Annotated in this window: 18 protein-coding genes and 1 pseudogene; 7 read left to right on the forward strand and 12 right to left on the reverse strand. The window is 64.6% G+C overall.

Annotated features, from left to right (window positions below; genetic code table 11):
• The first annotated feature begins 14 nt into the window (after window positions 1-14).
• Window positions 15-1161: pseudogene (locus LDZ24_RS13105) on the forward strand (IS481 family transposase).
• Window positions 1162-1374: 213 nt separating this feature from the next.
• Here LDZ24_RS13105 and LDZ24_RS13110 read toward each other — a convergent pair.
• The 10 genes from LDZ24_RS13110 to flgB all read right to left on the reverse strand — a co-directional run bounded on the left by LDZ24_RS13110 (window position 1375) and on the right by flgB (window position 9860).
• Window positions 1375-2127 (reverse strand): flagellar brake protein, encoded by a 753-nt coding sequence (locus LDZ24_RS13110; protein ID WP_248320710.1) that lies wholly within the window; start codon window positions 2125-2127, stop codon window positions 1375-1377.
• 228 nt (window positions 2128-2355) lie between these two features.
• Complete coding sequence (gene flgJ / locus LDZ24_RS13115; protein WP_248320711.1) at window positions 2356-3414, reverse strand: flagellar assembly peptidoglycan hydrolase FlgJ; 1059 nt, start codon at window positions 3412-3414, stop codon at window positions 2356-2358.
• A gap of 12 nt (window positions 3415-3426) precedes the next feature.
• Window positions 3427-4554, reverse strand: coding sequence for a flagellar basal body P-ring protein FlgI (locus LDZ24_RS13120; RefSeq protein ID WP_248320712.1), 1128 nt, complete (start codon window positions 4552-4554; stop codon window positions 3427-3429).
• 2 nt (window positions 4555-4556) lie between these two features.
• Window positions 4557-5240, reverse strand: coding sequence for a flagellar basal body L-ring protein FlgH (locus tag LDZ24_RS13125; protein WP_175938559.1), 684 nt, complete (start codon window positions 5238-5240; stop codon window positions 4557-4559).
• 76 nt (window positions 5241-5316) lie between these two features.
• Window positions 5317-6105 carry a flagellar basal-body rod protein FlgG gene (gene flgG, locus LDZ24_RS13130; RefSeq protein WP_175938561.1) on the reverse strand — a complete coding sequence of 263 codons (789 nt, stop codon included), beginning with the start codon at window positions 6103-6105 and terminating at the stop codon, window positions 5317-5319.
• Between the two features lie 31 nt (window positions 6106-6136).
• Complete coding sequence (gene flgF / locus LDZ24_RS13135) at window positions 6137-6889, reverse strand: flagellar basal-body rod protein FlgF (RefSeq protein WP_175938563.1); 753 nt, start codon at window positions 6887-6889, stop codon at window positions 6137-6139.
• A gap of 47 nt (window positions 6890-6936) precedes the next feature.
• Window positions 6937-8154, reverse strand: a complete 1218-nt coding sequence (gene flgE, locus LDZ24_RS13140; RefSeq protein ID WP_248320713.1) for a flagellar hook protein FlgE — start codon at window positions 8152-8154, stop codon at window positions 6937-6939.
• A 47-nt stretch (window positions 8155-8201) separates the two neighbouring features.
• A complete protein-coding gene (locus LDZ24_RS13145) occupies window positions 8202-8927 on the reverse strand; it encodes a flagellar hook assembly protein FlgD (RefSeq protein ID WP_248320714.1) in 726 nt (241 codons plus the stop codon).
• Window positions 8928-8938: 11 nt separating this feature from the next.
• Window positions 8939-9364, reverse strand: a complete 426-nt coding sequence (flgC, locus tag LDZ24_RS13150) for a flagellar basal body rod protein FlgC (RefSeq protein ID WP_175938568.1) — start codon at window positions 9362-9364, stop codon at window positions 8939-8941.
• 7 nt (window positions 9365-9371) lie between these two features.
• On the reverse strand, window positions 9372-9860 hold the full coding sequence (gene flgB, locus LDZ24_RS13155; protein WP_248320715.1) for a flagellar basal body rod protein FlgB: 489 nt from the start codon (window positions 9858-9860) through the stop codon (window positions 9372-9374).
• Between the two features lie 290 nt (window positions 9861-10150).
• Here flgB and flgA point away from each other — a divergent pair, with 290 nt between their 5' ends.
• The 5 genes from flgA to flhA all read left to right on the forward strand — a co-directional run bounded on the left by flgA (window position 10151) and on the right by flhA (window position 16014).
• Window positions 10151-11491, forward strand: a complete 1341-nt coding sequence (flgA, locus tag LDZ24_RS13160; RefSeq protein WP_248320716.1) for a flagellar basal body P-ring formation chaperone FlgA — start codon at window positions 10151-10153, stop codon at window positions 11489-11491.
• Between the two features lie 180 nt (window positions 11492-11671).
• Complete coding sequence (flgM, locus tag LDZ24_RS13165; RefSeq protein ID WP_248322356.1) at window positions 11672-11995, forward strand: flagellar biosynthesis anti-sigma factor FlgM; 324 nt, start codon at window positions 11672-11674, stop codon at window positions 11993-11995.
• 84 nt (window positions 11996-12079) lie between these two features.
• Entirely contained in the window at window positions 12080-12514 is a 435-nt protein-coding gene (locus tag LDZ24_RS13170) for a flagella synthesis protein FlgN (protein ID WP_248320717.1), read from the forward strand.
• A gap of 192 nt (window positions 12515-12706) precedes the next feature.
• The gene (gene flhB, locus LDZ24_RS13175) at window positions 12707-13915 is read left to right on the forward strand and encodes a flagellar biosynthesis protein FlhB (RefSeq protein ID WP_248322357.1); all 1209 of its coding nucleotides are present in this window, start codon (window positions 12707-12709) and stop codon (window positions 13913-13915) included.
• Window positions 13912-16014 carry a flagellar biosynthesis protein FlhA gene (flhA, locus tag LDZ24_RS13180; protein ID WP_248320718.1) on the forward strand — a complete coding sequence of 701 codons (2103 nt, stop codon included), beginning with the start codon at window positions 13912-13914 and terminating at the stop codon, window positions 16012-16014. Before flhB ends, flhA begins: the two co-directional genes overlap by 4 nt.
• A gap of 9 nt (window positions 16015-16023) precedes the next feature.
• Here flhA and LDZ24_RS13185 read toward each other — a convergent pair whose 3' ends face one another.
• Window positions 16024-16731, reverse strand: coding sequence for a hypothetical protein (locus LDZ24_RS13185; protein WP_248322358.1), 708 nt, complete (start codon window positions 16729-16731; stop codon window positions 16024-16026).
• Between the two features lie 56 nt (window positions 16732-16787).
• On the opposite strand from LDZ24_RS13185, the gene LDZ24_RS13190 reads away from it, so the two are divergent.
• The gene (locus LDZ24_RS13190) at window positions 16788-17117 is read left to right on the forward strand and encodes a hypothetical protein (protein ID WP_248320719.1); all 330 of its coding nucleotides are present in this window, start codon (window positions 16788-16790) and stop codon (window positions 17115-17117) included.
• A 339-nt stretch (window positions 17118-17456) separates the two neighbouring features.
• Here LDZ24_RS13190 and LDZ24_RS13195 read toward each other — a convergent pair whose 3' ends face one another.
• On the reverse strand, window positions 17457-18845 hold the full coding sequence (locus LDZ24_RS13195) for an L-serine ammonia-lyase (RefSeq protein WP_248320720.1): 1389 nt from the start codon (window positions 18843-18845) through the stop codon (window positions 17457-17459).
• Between the last annotated feature and the right edge of the window lie 12 nt (window positions 18846-18857).

Consider the following 18857-nt stretch of genomic DNA (forward strand, 5'->3'; position numbering starts at 1 on the left):
GTCCGGAGTCGGTCATGACCTGGGATAGCAAAGACATCATGGAACTGCGGCTTGAGTTCGTGAAGTTCGCCAGCCAAGAAGGGGCCAATCGACGCGCCTTGTGTCGCCAGTACGGCATTAGTCCGAAGACCGGCTACAAGTGGATCAGGCGCTACGAGCAGGGCGACACCGCGCTGGCCGATCGATGCCGGCGGCCCATCCATAGCCCGTCGCGTACGGCGGCCGATGTCGAGGCGCGCGTGGTCGAGTTGCGTCAAGCGCAGCCAGCCTGGGGCGCGCCCAAAATCGCGCGTCGCATGAGCGATCTCGGTTGCGATCGAACCCCATCGCCGAGCACCGTGACGCGCATTCTGCATCGGCACGGCCTGATCAGCGCCGAGAGCAGCACCGCAGCCTTGCCGTGGCAGCGCTTCGAACACGCGCATCCCAACGATTTGTGGCAGATGGACTTCAAGGGCTGCATCGAACTGGATAGTGGGACGCGCTGCGCGCCGTTCACCGGTGCTGGACGATCACTCGCGCTTCGATCTGGCGCTCGATGCTTGTGGCAGCACGCCCACGCGGGTGGTGCGCGAGCACTTGCGCGCGGTGTTTCGCCGCTATGGGATGCCGCTGCGCATCAATGCGGACAACGGTCCGCCCTGGGGCAGCCCGGCGCGCTCGGGCCAGTTGACTGCGCTGGCGATCTGGCTGATGCGCCTGGGCATCCGGATCTCGTACAGCCGCCCCCGGCACCCGCAGACCAACGGTAAAGACGAACGGTTTCATCGCACGCTCAAGGCCGAACTGCTCGCGGGCCGCCACTTCAAGAACCTGAAGAGCGCCCAGCAAGCCTTTGACGCGTGGCGCCAGGTGTACAACCACGAGCGGCCGCATCAGGCGCTGGACATGGCCACACCGATTTCGCGCTATCGACCCAGCCCGCGAGCGTATCCGGAGCGCATGCCGCCGATCGAATACGGGGACGCAGACGCGGTGGTTCGCGTCGGGCTCAACGGCGAGGTGCGTTTCCGGTCGCGACGCTTCCGAGTCTCAAGCGCACTGGCGAACCTGCCGATCGCCCTGCGGGCGTGTCCGGAAATCGACGGCTGTTATGACGTGTACTTCCTTCATCATCGAATCGATACGGTCGACTTGAAAGAGCGCAGCAGAAGCAGTTGAATGTGTTACCTATGTCCTGACACACCTGTTACCCGTGTCTCCGGTCTATACACAGCAGCAAAGAAAGTGACCCCCGCCCCGGGGAGGGGCAACGCTAATAGACCGACGCGAAAACAAGTTCCACGAAGAGAAAGCCCACGCCCCGAGAGACAGCAACGCTAGAAGAGCAAAAAAGCGGTCCAACTTGCGGTTCCAAGCAAACGGCAAACAACCCTACCGTGCTAAAGCCCGCCGCTTCATCTCAAGCTGAGTAATGAGCCGCTGCAGCGTATTCTCCGCCGACCCCGGCATCGAAGTGAACTTGAACCCGAGCGTGAACCGCCGGTCGCCCTTGAGCGTAGTCGACTCGCGATGCGACACCAGCTTCATATCGAGCGTCACCTTGCCCGTCGCGGTGAAGTGCAGTTCGGCATCCTGAATTTCCACGCCCAGTTCCATGTCGGCCACGCGCGCGTCGGTCGTGCGCAGCGCCACGCCGCCCAAAGACAGATCATGCACCTCGAAACGGAACCGGTCGCCGCCCGGCAGCGAGCCGCTGCAAATGTACGGGTCCAGCACCGGCGCTTCCACGCGGAAGTATTCGCGGCGCTGCATGTAATACAGCACCGACGGAAATTCCGCCTCGAAAGCCGGTCGGCCGTCGAACGTCGTCTCGCGCGGCGTGGCCGTCGTGAACTCGACGCGCACGCCATCCGGCGCCGCGTGGAAAATCAGCTTCGGCGCTTGCAGCACGTCGCGGTTCTGCTCCGCGACGCCGCCCCAATCGAATGTGAAGCGGTGCGACGTCACATCGACATCGAGGAGTCGCGTGACGATCTGCGCGTCGCCGTATTGCGCGGTCAGGAAATCGCCGCGATTGGCCAGATTGCGCAGCGCCACGCCAATTTCCAGCGGATTGCGGCGTCCGAAATCCACTTCGTGGTCGCTGTCTTCCTCGGCGACATCGTGTTTCTGATAACTATTCATGGTGCTAGCCGTGTCCATTTTGCCCGCGCATCGCCTGCGGCCCACGCCGCGCGGCTCGCCGGACCGCTATCGATCCGGCACTGTCGTCTTCGGGTTAGCGGCATGCCTCTTGGAAAGTTTAGGGGCGCTCGCAACTTTCTTATGTGGTGCGCCGTCCCATCCGACGTAAAACGTTTGCTGGACACAAAGTCCCCTCGCGCTTGCGCGACGCACCACGCCGGCGCGTCGTCAGGCGATCTGTCGCATGATCGAAATCAGCTTCTTCGCGTAGTGCGGATCGGTCGCGTAGCCGGCCTTCTGCATGCCGTGCGCGAAGCCCGCCACGTCGCGCGACGCCTCGATCACCGGCGCATAGCGCGGATTGTTCTTGATGACGCTCGCGTAGTCGTTGAGCGCATCTTCGTATGAATCGTAGGCGCGGAAACGCTCGACGACCTTCTTGGGCTGGCCGTTCACGTACTCGGTCGTGACGGAATCGACCGTCTTGCCGGTCCAGCCGGGCGTCGCCTTCACGCCGAAGATGTTGTGGCTCGTCGCGCCGTTCGCATGCTTGATCTCGCGCTTGCCCCAGCCCGATTCCAGCGCCGCCTGGCCGATGATGAAGCGCGCCGGAATGCCCGTCGCCGCGCTCGCCGCCTGCGCGGGCGCAGCCAGCCGCTCGACGAACGCATTCACCTTGTCGGAGCCCACGCCGTGTGCCGGCGGTTCGAGCGCGCTGGCCGCCGTATAGCCCTTGCCTTCCGAGAGCGACGCGCCGTTCTTGTTGGCCTGCGCGGCCGCGTAGGCTTTCGCCATCGCGTTCATCGCGGCGATGTTGCCCGCGTTCGATTCGATATCGCCGCCGCCGCCCGAGAGCCCGCTCATCGCGTTCATCGCGGTCATTGCGTTGGCGCCGCCGCCCATGCCGCCCGGGTCGGTCTTGCCGCCCGCGTTGCGCATCAGCTGCTTGAGCATCATGTCCGCCACGCCGATGCCCTTCGAGGACATCTGCTGCGACAACTGCTGATCGAGCATCGCGGTGAAAGACTTCGAATCGTTGGAATCGAACGGGCTGTCGGACGGCGTCGCGTCGCGCATGCTCTTTAGCATCATCTGCGTGAAGACGGCGTCGAACTGCTTGGCGGCCGCCTTCAGGCCCTGCTGCGGATTGGCCTGCGCCTGCGCGCGCAGCGCGTCGAAGCCCTGCGTGTCGAGCGCGAAGCGGTTCGTGAGATTCGCGAGGCCACCGCTTCCATCGGTCGATGCCAGCGCGGAGTTGGCGATGCCGCTCGTCAGGTTCGAGTTCATGTGCCGGGCTCCTTAGATGATTTCGAGGTCGGCGCGCAGCGCGCCTGCCGCCTTCATCGACTGGAGAATCGAAATCAGGTCGGCGGGCGTCGCGCCGAGGGCGTTGAGCGCCTTCACGACATCGGCGAGATTCGCGCCGGCCGAGAGCATCTTGAGCGCGCCGCTGTCCTGCTTCAGCTGAATCTGCGACTGCTTCGCCGCCACGGTCTGCCCGTTCGAGAGCGCGTTCGGCTGGCTCACCGCCGTCTGCGTGTTGATGACGACCGAGAGATTGCCGTGCGCGACCGCGCAGTTCTGCAGCGTGACCATCTGATTCATCACGATGGAGCCGGTGCGCGCGTTCAGGATCACCTTCGCGGCGGCCTGCGCCGGACGCACGTCGATGTTCTGCAACTGCGCCATGAACTGCACCTGCTCGCTCGCGTCTTGCGGCGCGTGCAGCTGAATGGTGCGGCCGTCGAGCGCGAGCGCCGTGCCCATGCCGAACTGGTTATTCACCGCCGCGACAATGCGCTGCGTCGTGTCGAAGTCCATCTCGCGCAGTTCCATCTGCAAGACGCCGCCTTGCTGCTGCAACGCCGTCGGCACCGCGCGCTCGACGATGGCGCCCGCCGAAATGCGGCCCACCGCGAGTTGATTCACCTGCACCTTGCTGCCGTTCGCGCTCGCGCCCGCGCCGCCGACGACGAGGTTGCCCTGCGCCATCGCGTACACCTGGCCGTCCGCGCCCTTGAGCGGCGACATGAGCAGCGTGCCGCCGCGCAGGCTCTTCGCATTGCCGAGCGACGACACCGTGACGTCGATCGCTTCGCCGGGACGCGCGAAAGGCGGCAGCGTCGCGGTCACCATCACGGCGGCGACGTTCTTCAACTGCATGTTCTGCGTCGTCGCCGAGTTCACCGTGATGCCGAGGTTGCCGAGCATGTTCGTCAAGCTCTGCGTGGTGAACGGCGTCTGCATGGTCTGGTCGCCCGTGCCGTCGAGCCCGACGACGAGGCCGTAGCCGATCAGCGGGTTATCGCGCACGCCCTGGAACGAGACGAGGTCTTTCAGGCGCTCGGCGTGCGCGTGCTGCGCGGAGGTCAGGGCCACGAGCGCGGCCGCGAGCGAAAACGAAACGAAACGGAGAAGCGGATTCATGATCAGAACGGCGCCACGTTGAGGAAGAAGCGCTGCAGCCAGCCCATGTTCTGCGCTTCGTCGATATAGCCTTTCGCGGAATATTCAATCTTCGCGTCGGCGATCTGCGTGGAGTACACGGTGTTGCTGCCCGAGATGGTCGTCGGATTGACGACGCCCGAGAAGCGCACGAATTCGTTGCCCTGGTTGATGAGCATCTGTTTTTCGCCGCTCACCATCAGGTTGCCGTTGGGCAGCACTTCGGTGACGGTGACGGTGAGCGTGCCGCTGAACGTGTTGGCCGCGCTCGCGCCGCCCGCCGCCGTGAACTTGTTCGCACCGGTCGCGGACAGGTTCGTGTTGTTGAAGAGCCCGCCGAAGATGCCGGGCGTCGTCGGCACGGAGAACGAGCCGGAGCCGCCGCGATTGGTGTTCGCCGCGGACGACTTCGTCGCGTTCACGTTTTCCGAGATCACGATGGTCAAGATGTCGCCGACATTGCGCGGACGCTGGTCTTCGAAGAGCGGCCGGCCCGCGTAGCCCGCGTTGTAGATCGCGCCGGGCGAGCGCCCGCCGCTGGGCGGCTGCGGCGGACGCGCGGTCATCGGCTGCTGGACGATCGGCTCCTTCGGCACGAGGCCGCATGCGCCGAGCGCGGCGACGAGTGCGGCAACCGCTGCACGCGTGAAGATTTGAGTGGGCGACATCTTGGTGACTCGTATGAAGCTGAATGAAGCGTTAGTGTGACGCCATCCCTTGCGTTTTCATCCGTTGAAAAGAGGGTTAAACCTGCATCTGAGAAAGCGTTTGCAGCATCTGGTCGGACGTGGTCACGGCCTTGCTGTTGATCTCGTACGCGCGCTGCGTCTGGATCATGTTGACCAGTTCCTGCACCACGTTCACGTTCGACGCTTCCACATAGCCCTGTTGCAACGTGCCCGCGCCGTTCAGACCCGGCTGCGACACGTTCGGCGCGCCGGAGCTGCCCGTCTCGGAGAACAGGTTCTCGCCGCGCGCTTCCAGACCGGCCGGGTTGATGAAGGTCGCGAGCTGAATGGAGCCGACGTTCGTCGCGGCCGTCGAGTTCGGTTGCGTGATGGACACGGTGCCGTCCGAGCCGATGGTGATCGACGTCGCGTTGGTCGGAATGGTGATAGCCGGATTCAGCTGATAGCCGCTCGACGTGACGAGCTGGCCCTGCGCGTTGGTCTGGAACGAGCCGTCGCGCGTGTATGCCGTGGTCCCGTCCGGCATGGTCACCTGGAAGAAGCCCTGCCCGTTAATGGCCACGTCCTTCGAGTTGCCGGTCTGTTGCAAGTTGCCCTGCGTGTAGAGGCGTTCCGTTGCGACTTGCTGCACGCCCGTGCCGAGCTGCACGCCCGAGGCGAGTTCGGTTTGCTGGGTCGAGTTCGCGCCCGGCTGGCGCGTGGTCTGGTACAGCAGGTCTTCGAACACGGCGCGCGAGCCCTTGAAGCCGTTGGTGCTCACGTTGGCGAGGTTGTTCGAGATGACGTCCATCTGCGCCTGCTGCGCATTCATGCCGGTCGCGGCGATATAGAGAGAGCGATTCATGTCTGTGTTGTCCTAGTATCTTGCAGGCCGCTTAGGAGAAGTTGAGCAGCTTGTTGGCCGATTGTTCGTTCTGGTCCGCCGATTCCATGAGCTTCGTCTGCATCTGGAACTGGCGCGCGTTGGTGATCATCGAGACCATCGCGGAGACCGGGTTCACGTTGCTGCCTTCGAGCGCGCCGCCGGCCACGACCACGTTCGGGTCCGCATCGGCGGGGTCTCCCGACGCCGTGCGATAAAGACCGTCGTCGCCGCGCGAGAGCGTGGCCGGGTCCGGATTGACGAGCTTCAGTTGATCCACCGTCGCAATCGCGGTCGGCGGATCGCCCGGAATCAGCGCGGACACCGTGCCGTCCTTGCCGATGGTCACTTCAGCGCCCGGAGGTACCGATAGCGGGCCGCCGTTGCCGAGCACCGGCAGGTTGTTCGCGGTAACGAGCTGGCCGTTCTGGTCGACGTGCAGATTGCCGGCGCGCGTGTACGCCTCGCCGCCGTCCGCCGTCTGCACGGAGAGCCAGCCCGGCCCTTGCACGGCGACATCGAGCGGATTGCCGGTCTGCTGGATCGGGCCGGCCGAGTAATCCGCCGTCGGCGTCGACGAGAGCACGAAAGTGCGCGTCGTGCCGTCGGCGGACTGGTTCTCGAACGACATCGGCACCTGACGGAACGCCGCGAGTTGCGCCTTGAAACCGGTGGTCGATGCGTTCGCCAGGTTGTTCGCCACGACAGCTTGCTGTTCCAGCGACTGGCTTGCGCCGGTCATCGCGGTGTAGATCAGACGGTCCATGAATCGCTTCCTTCTTTCCTGATGCGTCTAGTGCGTGCGGACGGTGATTACAGATTGATCAGCGTCTGGTCGACAGTCTGCTGCGTCTTGATCGTCTGCGCGTTCGCCTGATAGTTGCGCTGCGCGGTGATCAGATTCACGAGCTCGCTCGTCAGATCGACGTTGGAGTTTTCCACCGCGCCGCCTTGCAGCGTGCCGTGGTTCGTCGAGCCCGGCACGCCCACTTGCGGCGCGCCCGAAGCGGCCGTTTGCGCGTACACGTTGCCGCCGAGGTTCTGCAGGCCGTTCTGGTTGTTGAAGTTCGCGACCGCGATTTGCCCGAGCGCCTTCGTTTCGCCGTTCGAGTAGTTGCCGGTCAGCATGCCGTCGGTGCCGACGGTGAAGCCCGTCAGTTCGCCCGTGCTGTTGCCGTCCTGATGCAGGTTCGTGAGACCACTCTTCGCGCCGTACTGCGTGGTGCCGGAGAGATCGAGCGTCAACGATTGCGTCGTCGCGCCGGAGGGGTCCGCGCCGTTCGGAATGGTGAACGTGAACTTCGAGCCGCTCGTCATGTTGCCCGACGAATCGAACGTCACCGCGCCGAGGTCGGTCTTCTGCGAGACCGGGTCGCCGTAACCCGCGAACGCTTCCCACGAGCCGGTGCCGGTCTTCGTGAAGTACACGGACACCTTCTGCGTGCCGCCGAGCGTGTCGTACACATCCACGGAAGTCGACGCGTTGTACGTGTTGCCGTTGGCCGGATCGAAGCTGCTCGCCGCGTTGTTGCTGTCCTGCGAGTTCAGGTTGAACGCAGCGGTAATCGTCTTCGTCGCCGTCGGCGCGATGTTCGCGGTCGGGACGGAAAGCGGCACCGTGCTCGCGCTGTTGACGACGCCGCCCGAATCGGCCGCGTAGCCCATCAGTTGCAGACCCGCCGAGTTGACGATCTTGCCGCTGTCGTCCAGATGGAACACGCCGTTGCGCGAATACACCGTCGAGCCGTTGTTCGACAGCTGATAGAAGCCGTTGCCGTTGATCGCGACGTCGAGCGCCTGGTTGGTCGTCGTGATCGTGCCTTGCGAGAACTGCTGCTGGACTTCCGCGAGGCGCGTGCCGATGCCGATCTGGTTCGACACGGCCGTCGCCATCGAACTCGCGTACATGTCCGCGAACTGCGCGGCGCCCTGCTTGAAGCCGACGGTGTTCGAGTTCGCGATGTTGTTGCCGATCACGTCGAGGTCGCTCGACGCGGCGCCGAGGCCGCTCAGTGCTTGTTGGTAGCTCATGATTTATCTCTTCGCCGGGCGCATCCCGGCGTCAAAGGAAAGTGGAATCAAAGAATCGAAGCGACGCTCGACAGCCCGACCGTCGAACCGTTGGACAGCTTCAGGCCCGGCGTGCCGCCCGTCATTTGCACGACGCTCTGCACCTGCGAGGCCGACAGCGTCGTCGCGGTCGCCTGCTGGCCGTTGATCGTGCCTTGCGCGGTGATCGTGTAGGTGCCGTCGGCGAGCGTGGCGCCCTTCGAGTCGACCGGCTTCCAGCCCGATACCGGCACGACGCCCGAGCCTTGCGCGCCGAGATCCAACGTGTTGACGATGTTGCCGGACTTGTCCTTCACGACGATCTGCAGGTCGCTCACGTCGTTGGCGAGCTGCACGCCGAACGTCGACGACGCGCCGCTCGACACCGTCATGCTGTTTCCCGGCGCGAGCACGTTCGAGCCGATCAGCATGGCGGCCTGCGTGGACTGGCCTGCGGAAAGCTGCGTCGCGAGCGAGCTGAGCGACGTGTTGAGCTGACCGATGCCCGTCACCGTGTTGATCTGCGCGAGCTGCGAGGTCATCTGCGAGCTGTCGGCGGGATTGGTCGGGTCCTGATTCTTCAACTGCGTCACGAGCAGCGTGAGGAACGTGTTCTGCAGATCCGAAGCGGACGTGCCGCCCGTGCCGCTGGTACTGGTCGACGAGCTGGACGCGCTCTTCGTGCCGTTCATGGTGTCCAGCAGCGTCTGCGACACCGTGGTGCCGTTGCTGCCGATGGTGGTGTTCGTCGTCACGGTTGGATTCCTCAGGTTCCGATGGTCAGAGTCTTGAGCATCAATTGCTTGGCGGTATTGAGCGTCTCGACGTTCGCCTGGTAGGAACGCGACGCGGAAATCATGTTGACCATTTCCTGCACCGGATCGACGTTCGGCAGCGTCACATAGCCGTCCGCGTTGGCCGCCGGGTTGGTCGGGTCGTAGCTGGTTTTCATCGGGCTCGGATCGTCGATCACGCCCGTCACCTGCACGCCGCCGACTTGCTGGCCGGAGCCGCTTTTCGCGCCGCCGAGCGGATCGACGGCGAAGACGACCTGCTTCGCCTTGTACGGCTGGCCGTCGGGACCGGTCGTGCTGTCCGCGTTCGCGAGATTCGACGCGGTCACGTTCAGGCGCTGGGCCTGAGCAGACATCGCCGAACCGGCGACGCTGAAAATGTTCATCAATGAAGGCATGGCTTTCTTAACTGTTGGACGTGATGGCGGACAACATCGACTTGATCTGCGAGGTCATCACGGTCATTCCGGCTTCGAAATGCAGCGCGTTGTCCGCGAACTGCACGCGTTCGGCGTCGAGATCGACGGTGTTGCCGTCGAGCGAGGGCTGGCTCGGCACGCGATACGCGAGGCGGCCGTAGTCGTCGGTCGAGCCGCCGGACGCGGTGAGCGTCGAGGTGCCGGACATGTGGCCCTTCGCGGTCACGGCGAGCGAACCGCTCGTGCTCACCGAGACCGGCTGCGCCATCTTGAGCGTCGCCGTGTTCGAGGCCGTGGCGGACGCGCCGTCCTTCTTCAGCGCCCCGGCGAGCGCGGTCGAGAAATCGACATCGCGCGCCTTGTAGCCGGGGGTGTCGGCGTTCGCGATATTCGACGACAGCAGTTCCTGCCGGTAAGCGCGCACATCGAGCGCCTCACGGCCGAACGCGAGTTCCTTGTCGAGTCTGTCTAGCATTCGTTTCTTCTCCGGTCCCGTCGGGGATGGTTGTCGCCTGTCCCCGCCCAATCGCTGGGGGGTTTTTGCATGACACGCATCTTAGGAGCGGCGCGCAATAACTAATCCGATGAATAACCGGGAAACGCGGCCTCTATTCGAGGCTTGAGCGCGGCCCGGCGTATCTAGAATCTGCGTCGAGAGTGGGAAGCGGCGTTTTCATGGCCGCGACCGCACGGAGTGGCCGCAGCGAGCGGCCCGATCCCTTCAGGTACGCAGTCGCTAGCTACGCGGCGGCGAGGAGAGCAGTGATGAGCAGGTGCGCCAGACAGTCGTCGAACGTTGCGATGCGTGCAAGCGCGATGAAGCGCGGCGCGCGTGCAGCGGCGCGCGGCGTGGCGGGCGCGTCGCTGATGCTCGGCTTCGCGGCGAGCGCGTTCGCGCAGCAGAGCGACGGCATGATCGCGATTCCGGGCAACGCGGAGACCAATCCCGCCGCCGTCGCGGAAATGGCGAAGAGTCTCGGCTCGTCGAAGTCCGTGGCCGCAGCCTCGCCCGCGCCGACGCCCGCTCCTGTGGCCGACATCGCGCGGGCCTCGGGCTATCGCGCCGCGACGAGCGCCGCCGACGCCGCCATGCGCCACGCCGCGCTCGCGCTGGAAGCGCGCGCCGAAGCCGCCGACGACGCCATGGACGACGCAGGCGGCCTGATCGTGGTTCCGGGTCCGGGCGATGCGAAGCCCGCTGCGGCCACGTCGGCGAAGGCGCCCGTCGCCGTCTCGCGCGGCGATGCCAGCGCGACCGGCGCGACCAGCGCAAGGCAGATCGCATCGCGCGACGTGATGCCGGTCGTCGTCACGCGCGACGACGCGACGCCCGGCGCCGCTGGCGCGCGCCCGATCGCGGCCGCCGCTGCATCGCCGATTCGCCCCGCTAATTACTCGGCCGCCGCTGCCGCCGCCTCGCCGATGAAACGCGTGAGTTTCTCGCCGGCGCCGGCCGCCGCGCAAACGCCGTCAGCCGCCGCGACTGCGCAGGACGGCGAATCCATCCGCGTCGCCGCGCTCGCGTTCCTTCAACAGCAGGCAGCGGGCTTGCCCGGCAAGGTGGATATCACCGTGACGCCGGTCTTCCCGCGCGGCCTCGCGCCCTGCTCCGCGCTCGATCCGTTCATGCCGACCGGCGCGCGTCTGTGGGGTCGCGTGACCGTGGGCGTGCGCTGCGTCGGCGAGCGGCCGTGGACGCTGTATGTGCAGGCGCGCGTCTCCATCAACGCGACGTACTACACCGCCGCGCGCGCCATCGCGCCGGGCGAAGTGCTCGCGAGCGCGGACCTCGTCGCCCGAGACGGCGATCTCACGGCGATGCCGCAAGCCGTCGTCACGGATCCGTCGCAGGCGGTCGGCGCGGTGGCGTTGTCGCGCGTGCCGGCCGGCTTGCCGCTGCGCACGGACATGCTGCGCGCCGCGAGTTCGGTGGCGATCGGCCAGACGGTGCACGTGGTCGCCGACGGCAGCGGCTTCTCGATTTCCGCCGATGGCAGCGCGATGAACAACGCCGCGCCCGGCCAGCAAGTTCGCGTGAAGACGGCCGGAGGACAGATCATCACCGGCATCGTGAAGGACAGTCAGACGGTGGAAGTCCGCATGTAAGCGGGCTTGTGTGCGGCACCAGACGTTCTGTTGCAATTTGTTGCAAACCCGTCAAAGCCTTGTGGGACAAGGCAGAGCGGCAGATGACCAGGCACCGAGCAGGTTGCGCCTTCCCCGGCAGGGTAAAGTTTTTCAAAGCCACCGCCGATAAAGGACTCAACACGTTCGGGAATGGACATCGTGAAAATCGAATCGAATAGCAACACCTCTTTGAGCGGCCTGCAAGACGGGCTGCAACGTGCATCGCAAGGCGATGCGAAGACTGCCGCGCCGACCGCGCAAGCGAACGGCGCCAGCGCCGGCCAGTCGACGGTCAGCCTGTCGACCTTGTCGTCGGACCTGCGCGCGTCGAACGGCTCGGACATCGATACGGCGAAGGTCGAATCGATCAAGGCCGCGATTCGCGACGGCAGCCTGAAGATGGACACCAGCAAGATCGCCGACGGCATTTTGAGCACCGCGCGCGACCTGCTGCAAACGAGAACCCCGCCGACCGGCGGCTGAACGCAACGGCCCGGGCAACGTCCCGGCGCGCGAAGTGGACAGGAGCCGGGCGGCGCTTATGAACCGCGTTTTTAGCGAGCTGCAATGAGAGACGCCCTGCTTGCCACTGTCACCGAAGAAGTCGCCGCCGTTCAGGCCTTCGAAGCCCTCCTCGAGCACGAGGAAAAAGCCCTGATCGCCGCGCAGCCGCTTGCCGCGCTGCCGGAAATCATCGGCCAGAAGACGGCGCTGACCGAGCGCATCAGCGGGCTCGAAAAAGAGCGCGACGCGCATCTGAACGCGCTCGGTTTTTCCGGCGGATTCGCCGGCATGGAAGCCGCCGCCGAAGCCGATACCCGCATCGCCGAGCAATGGAAGCTGCTCTGCGCCGCCGCCCGGCGCGCGAAACAGGGCAACAACAACAACGGCGTGCTGATCCGCACGCGCATGGAATACAACCGCAAGGCGCTCGCCGCCTTGCAGGTCGCGCCGTCGAAGGCCGGGTTCTACGGCCCGGACGGGCGCGTGCCGGGCGTTTGATCGTCTTGCCGATTCGTCTCATTGCGGCGCTCGACCTTGCACGAGGTCGCGCGCCGTTTTCGTTTATCCGTCGATTAACCCCCCTTTCCCCGACTTAATCCCCCGATAGCCACTCGACGCCTTCCGCAATAATCGTTTGCATCAGAAAGCGGCTTCATGCCGTGGGCAACGAAGCACGAAGCGGAGCACGCAGTGGCAGAAGAAAGCGATCTCGAAAAAACCGAATCAGCCACTCCCAAGCGCCTGGAAAAGGCGCGGGAGGAAGGCCAGGTTGCGCGCTCGCGGGAATTCGCGTCGTTCGCGCTGCTGGCGGCGGGATTTTTCGGCGTGCTGGCGTTGTCCGGGTCCATCAGCGGACACTTGCAGTCGATCCTGCGCAACGCCTTCACGTTCAATCACGACGTGGTGCTGGACACGCGCCAGACGATGATCGGCGCGGCCAACGCCAGCAAGGAAGGCATGCTCGCCGTGCTGCCCGTGCTCGCGATGACCGCGTTCGCCGCGCTCGCCGCGCCCATGGCGCTCGGCGGCTGGCTCATCACCACCAAGCCGCTCGCGCCGAACTTCGGCCGCCTCAACCCGATCAGCGGGCTCGGCAAGATCTTTTCGATTCAAGGCCCGATCCAGCTCGGCATGTCCGTGTTGAAGACGCTCATCGTCGGCGGCGTGGCGGGCTGGGAAATCTGGAGCCGCAAGGCCGAAGTGCTCGGACTGATCACAAAGCCGCTCGGTCTCGCGCTCGCCGACGCCATGCACCTCATCGTCGTGTGCTGCGGCATGGCGATCGGCGGACTGTTTCTCGTCGCCGCCGTCGACGTGCCGTATCAGATGTGGTCGTACGCGAAGAAGCTGCGCATGAGCAAGGAAGAAGTGAAGCGCGAGCACAAGGAAAACGAAGGCGATCCGCACGTGAAGGGCCGCATCCGCGCGCAGCAGCGCGCAGCCGCCCGCCGCCGCATGATGCAGGCCATTCCGACCGCCGACGTGATCGTGACCAATCCGACGCACTTCGCCGTCGCGCTGAAGTACACGGACGGCGAGATGCGCGCGCCGCGCGTCGTCGCCAAGGGCGTGAATCTGGTGGCCGCGCGCATCCGCGAGCTGGGCCGCGAGAACAACGTGCCGCTGCTAGAAGCGCCGCCGCTCGCGCGGGCGCTGTATCACAACGTGGAGATCAACCGGGAGATTCCGGGCGCGCTGTACGGCGCGGTCGCGCAAGTGCTGGCGTGGGTCTACCAGTTGAAGCGCTACAAGGAAGACGGCGGCATCAAGCCGGACGATCCCACCGATCTCGACGTTCCGAAGGAACTGGACAAAGGCGGCGTATCCGACGCCGACGCCGATCAGGAAGCTGCCGAAGCCCTGAACGACGGTAACACTGACAAGGGAGCCGCAGCATGAACGCGCGCGCAGGATTTTTCGCCAAACGCCCCGACGCGCTGGGCACGCAGAACATTCGGGCGCTCGCCGGCCCGATCCTGATCTGCATGATTCTCGGCATGATGATTCTGCCGTTGCCGGCGTTTCTGCTGGATCTGCTGTTTACCTTCAACATCGCGCTGTCGGTGATGGTGCTGCTCGTCAGCATGTACACGCAAAAGCCGCTCGACTTCGCGGCGTTCCCGAGCGTGCTCTTGTTCTCCACGCTGCTGCGCCTGTCGCTGAACGTGGCGTCGACGCGTATCGTGCTGCTGCAAGGCCATACCGGCCCGGACGCGGCTGGACAGGTGATCGAATCGTTCGGGCACTTTCTCGTCGGCGGAAACTTCGCGGTCGGCATCGTCGTGTTCGTGATCCTGATGATCATCAACTTCATGGTCATCACGAAGGGCGCGGGACGTATCGCGGAAGTCGGCGCGCGCTTCACGCTCGACGCGATGCCCGGCAAGCAGATGGCGATCGACGCCGACCTGAACGCCGGTCTCATCAACGAGGACATGGCGAAGAAGCGCCGCCAGAGCGTCGCGCAGGAAGCCGAGTTCTACGGCTCGATGGACGGCGCGTCCAAGTTCGTGCGCGGCGACGCCATCGCGGGCTTGCTCATCATGGTCATCAACGTGGTGGGCGGCCTGATCGTCGGCATGCTTCAGCACGACATGGACTTCGCGCACGCGGCGACCAACTACACGCTGCTTACCATCGGCGATGGCCTCGTCGCGCAGATTCCGTCGCTCATCATTTCGACGGCGGCGGGCGTGATCGTCTCGCGCGTCGCGACCGAAGAGGACATCGGCACGCAGCTGACCGGCCAGTTGTTCCAGAACCCGCGCGTGTTGATGATTACCGGCGTGATCATCGGCGTGATGGGACTGATTCCGGGCATGCCGCACTTCGCGTTCATGCTGCTGGGCGGCGGGCTCATTTACGCCGCGCGCACGATGAACAAGCGCGCCGCGAACAAGAAGACGAGCGCGATCACGGATGTCACGCCGATCGCATCGGCCGTGGCGGCATCGGCAGAGAACGCCGAGGCGAGCTGGGAAGACGTGGCGCTCATCGATCCGCTCGGGCTCGAAGTGGGCTACCGCCTGATTCCGCTCGTGGATCGCAACGCGGATGGCGAACTGCTGAAGCGCATCAAGGGCATTCGCAAGAAGTTCGCGCAGGAAATCGGCTTTTTGCCGCCGGTCATCCATATTCGCGACAACCTGGAATTGCGGCCGAACGGGTATCGCATTGCGCTGAAGGGCGTAGAAGTCGGCGTGGGCGAGGCGTTCCCCGGCCAATGGCTCGCGATCAATCCGGGTCAGGTGTCGGCGGCGCTGCCGGGCACGCAGACGACCGATCCCGCGTTCGGCTTGCCGGCGGTGTGGATCGAAACGAACATGCGCGAACAGGCGCAGGTCTACGGCTATACGGTGGTGGATGCGAGCACGGTGGTCGCGACGCACTTGAATCACCTCGTCGTCACGCATGCCGCGGAACTGCTCGGCCGACAGGAAGTGCAGGCGCTGCTGGAGCGTATCGGCAAGGACACGCCGTCGCTCACGGAAGACCTCGTGCCGAAGACGCTTTCCCTCACGACGCTGCAGAAGGTGCTGCAAAATCTGCTCGACGAAAGCGTGCCGATCCGCGACATGCGCACGATTCTCGACGCGTTGCAGGAACACGCGCCGCGCATCTCGGATCCGTACGAACTCACGTCGGCGGTGCGTCTCGCGCTCGGTCGCGCGATCACGCAACAGTGGTATCCGGGCGCCGACGATTTGCAGGTGATGGGCCTCGATCCGACGCTGGAGCGCGTGCTGTCGCAGGCGCTATCGACGGGGCCGAATCCGGGACTGGAGCCGGGACTCGCGCAGACGCTGATGAACTCGACGCAGAACGCGATCATGCGCCAGCAGAATCTGGGATTGCCGCCGGTGCTGCTCGTGCAGCATTCGCTGCGCGCGATGCTCGCGCGGTTCCTGCGCCGGAGCTTGCCGCAACTGAAGGTGCTGTCTTATGCGGAAGTGCCGGATACGCGGAATGTGAAGGTGGTTAATTTGATTGGGGCGTGAGCATCCGTCTCAATGCAGGACGGAGCCGATGAGACTGCGAAGATTGCGCGCGTCGAAAACGACCGTCTTCCATGTGTAGTAGTTGGCGCGCTCGAACTCCGTCTTGCCGACCGCCAACTGACTTTCCGCAATGGCCAGCACGGAGCCCGGAAGTTTCTCGGCACGATATTGCAGGTGAATGAGTTCGCCTTCCAGCAGCCGCTTGGCCGAAGTCGCGGCGATGACGATGGAGGGCGTCGGCGTCTCGATGACATGATCGGCAACAAGCCCGCCGGAAATCGGCAATTCGACTTCCGACCGGTGCTCGAGCCCGAACTCGGCGGCGATATCCGCGATCGCGCGGGTGAGCCGTCCTTTGAAATCGCTTGACTGCTGACGCTCGACGCGGGATGTCGCGACCGCGAAAAGCTGCTGTGCCGCCTCGGCCACGCGAAAGACGTAAGGCGCAAGAAGACGTTCGTCTGAGGTCGAGGCGCGGATGACTTCGTCCTCGCACAGCCGAACGGGACTCCACTGCGCGATTTCCTGCGACCAGCGTTCCACGGCGCCCGATTCCACTTCCCCGCCCATCATGCCTGCGTTGAAGCAGGCTTCTCCGTTTTCATCAATCGAATAGCCGCCCTGAGACGGACGAATGCGCACGACCACCTGATCCCCCGTTCCCGGGTACTGCAACGGCGTCACGATTCGCTGCACGCCGTTTGTATCGGCGTGCACTTCGAACAAAGAGCAGAGCGTTTGTTTGAGCGGGTCTGCTAGCACAATAGATCGCCTTGTCCGTCCTGATCGTTGAAGATGGTTATGCCTACAGCGTTGCAAAAGAATACGATAAGCGCGGCACGGTCAGTGGCGGCACGCGGGTCAAAGCGTCTCGGCAGCTTCAAGTCGAGTTCGGGTGCGCCGGGCAACAAGCGATTTGTGTAATCGCTCGACGTATTGCAGGGCAGCTTGCAGTGCAACCCCTTGTGACTCGGATGGTAATGCAGTTCGAAGAGCGGGTATATGTCGCCACGCGGCATTGTGCAGACCAGGTGTCCGTAAAACGAGCGGTCTTCGAGTTGATCGCCATCGCGCCAAAGGAAAAGCACGGCGTGATCGGCTGAAACTGGAATGAGGTCGGTCGCCTGAACGCGGGGCCGAGCCATCTTGTTGAAGGGCTTCGGCCATCGCTGCTTGACCATTGGCCGGAACTTCGGGGAACCGTTGAGCGTTTTACACGCATCCCTGTGCGCGGCAAGGTCCTTCGGTTTCAATGCGTTTCTCTCAGGTATTGCTACCGACGCATTGAGCGGCGCGCAGTCATCGTCAGACAGGCATCGAGGATGCGGTCGATAGATTCGTTTTGGCTCCGACCATGCTAGCCGCTCGAACCGACGCCGCGCGCTCAGTACAAGAAATGTTGCACTCGCAGGACGGAACGCCTGCCAGCGCACAGCAAAAACTCAACACTCCACAATATTCACCGCCAACCCCCCGCGCGACGTCTCCTTATACTTCGTCTTCATATCGGCCCCTGTCTCGCGCATGGTCTTGATGACCGAATCCAGCGACACGTAGTGCGAGCCATCTCCGCGCATGGCCATGCGCGCCGCGTTCACGGCCTTGACCGAGCCCATCGCGTTGCGTTCGATGCACGGAATCTGCACCATGCCGCCCACCGGATCGCACGTGAGCCCGAGGTTGTGCTCCATGCCGATCTCCGCCGCGTTCTCCACCTGCGCAGGCGTCCCGCCGAGCACCGCCGCGAGGCCGCCCGCCGCCATCGAGCACGCGACGCCCACTTCGCCCTGGCATCCCACTTCCGCGCCCGATATCGACGCGTTCATCTTGTACAGAATGCCGATGGCCGCCGCCGTCAACAGGAAGTCGATCACGCCTTGCGCATTCGATCCCGGCACGAAGCGGTCGTAGTAATGCAGCACGGCCGGGATGATGCCCGCCGCGCCATTGGTCGGCGCCGTCACGACGCGGCCGCCGACCGCGTTCTCTTCGTTCACGGCGATGGCGTACAGGTTGATCCAGTCGATCATCGAAAGCGGGTCGCGCAACGCCTGCTCGGGCCGTCCCGTCAGCGCGCGATAAAGCTGCGGCGCGCGGCGCTTGACCTGAAACGGTCCCGGCAGATGCCCTTCCGCATCCGGATTGCCGATGCCGCACCCGCGCGCGACGCAATCCTGCATCACGCTCCAGATATGCAAGAGGCCCGCGCGGATTTCATCGGGGCTGCGCCAGACGCACTCGTTGTCCCACATGAGTTGCGCGATCGACTTGCCGGATTCGGCGCACATCTTCAGCAGTTCGTCGCCGGTCTGGAACGGATACGGCAATTGCGCGTGCGCCGTGAGCACCGCCGTATTCGGCGCGCCCGCCGTCACGACGAAGCCGCCGCCCACCGAGAGATATGTCGATTCGCGTAGCAATTGAGCGCTGGCATCGAACGCATAGAGCTTCATGCCGTTCGGATGCTCGGGCAGCGCCTGCCGATAGAACGCGATGTTGTCCTTCACCGTGAACGGGATTTCGTGCTTGCCGAGCAAGGCGAGCGTCTTCGTTGCGCGCACCGCTTCGAGCCGCGGCACGATGGTGCTGGCATCCACTGTATCCGGCGCGTCGCCCAAGAGTCCGAGCATGACGCCGCGATCCGTGCCGTGGCCCTTCCCCGTGGCGCCGAGCGAGCCGTACAGCTCGCATTTGACCGATGCCACCGCGTCCAGCAGCGCGTCGCGTTCGAGCCCTTGCGCGAACATGAGTGCGGCGCGCATCGGGCCGACGGTGTGCGAGCTGGAAGGTCCGATGCCGACCTTGAAGAGATCGAAAACGCTGACTGCCATGACTGCTCCTGC

It is taken from the genome of Caballeronia sp. Sq4a, from assembly GCF_023170545.1.
In the GTDB taxonomy this organism is placed as follows: domain Bacteria; phylum Pseudomonadota; class Gammaproteobacteria; order Burkholderiales; family Burkholderiaceae; genus Caballeronia.

Coding starts and splice junctions, on each gene's coding strand:
- LDZ24_RS13110 (WP_248320710.1), bottom strand. CDS start 2,127: ATGAATAGTTATCAGAAACACGATGTCGCCGAGGAAGACAGCGACCAC.
- flgJ (WP_248320711.1), bottom strand. CDS start 3,414: ATGAACTCGAACCTGACGAGCGGCATCGCCAACTCCGCGCTGGCATCG.
- LDZ24_RS13120 (WP_248320712.1), bottom strand. CDS start 4,554: ATGAATCCGCTTCTCCGTTTCGTTTCGTTTTCGCTCGCGGCCGCGCTC.
- LDZ24_RS13125 (WP_175938559.1), bottom strand. CDS start 5,240: ATGTCGCCCACTCAAATCTTCACGCGTGCAGCGGTTGCCGCACTCGTC.
- flgG (WP_175938561.1), bottom strand. CDS start 6,105: ATGAATCGCTCTCTCTATATCGCCGCGACCGGCATGAATGCGCAGCAG.
- flgF (WP_175938563.1), bottom strand. CDS start 6,889: ATGGACCGTCTGATCTACACCGCGATGACCGGCGCAAGCCAGTCGCTG.
- flgE (WP_248320713.1), bottom strand. CDS start 8,154: ATGAGCTACCAACAAGCACTGAGCGGCCTCGGCGCCGCGTCGAGCGAC.
- flgC (WP_175938568.1), bottom strand. CDS start 9,364: ATGCCTTCATTGATGAACATTTTCAGCGTCGCCGGTTCGGCGATGTCT.
- flgB (WP_248320715.1), bottom strand. CDS start 9,860: ATGCTAGACAGACTCGACAAGGAACTCGCGTTCGGCCGTGAGGCGCTC.
- flgA (WP_248320716.1), top strand. CDS start 10,151: ATGAGCAGGTGCGCCAGACAGTCGTCGAACGTTGCGATGCGTGCAAGC.
- LDZ24_RS13170 (WP_248320717.1), top strand. CDS start 12,080: ATGAGAGACGCCCTGCTTGCCACTGTCACCGAAGAAGTCGCCGCCGTT.
- flhA (WP_248320718.1), top strand. CDS start 13,912: ATGAACGCGCGCGCAGGATTTTTCGCCAAACGCCCCGACGCGCTGGGC.
- LDZ24_RS13195 (WP_248320720.1), bottom strand. CDS start 18,845: ATGGCAGTCAGCGTTTTCGATCTCTTCAAGGTCGGCATCGGACCTTCC.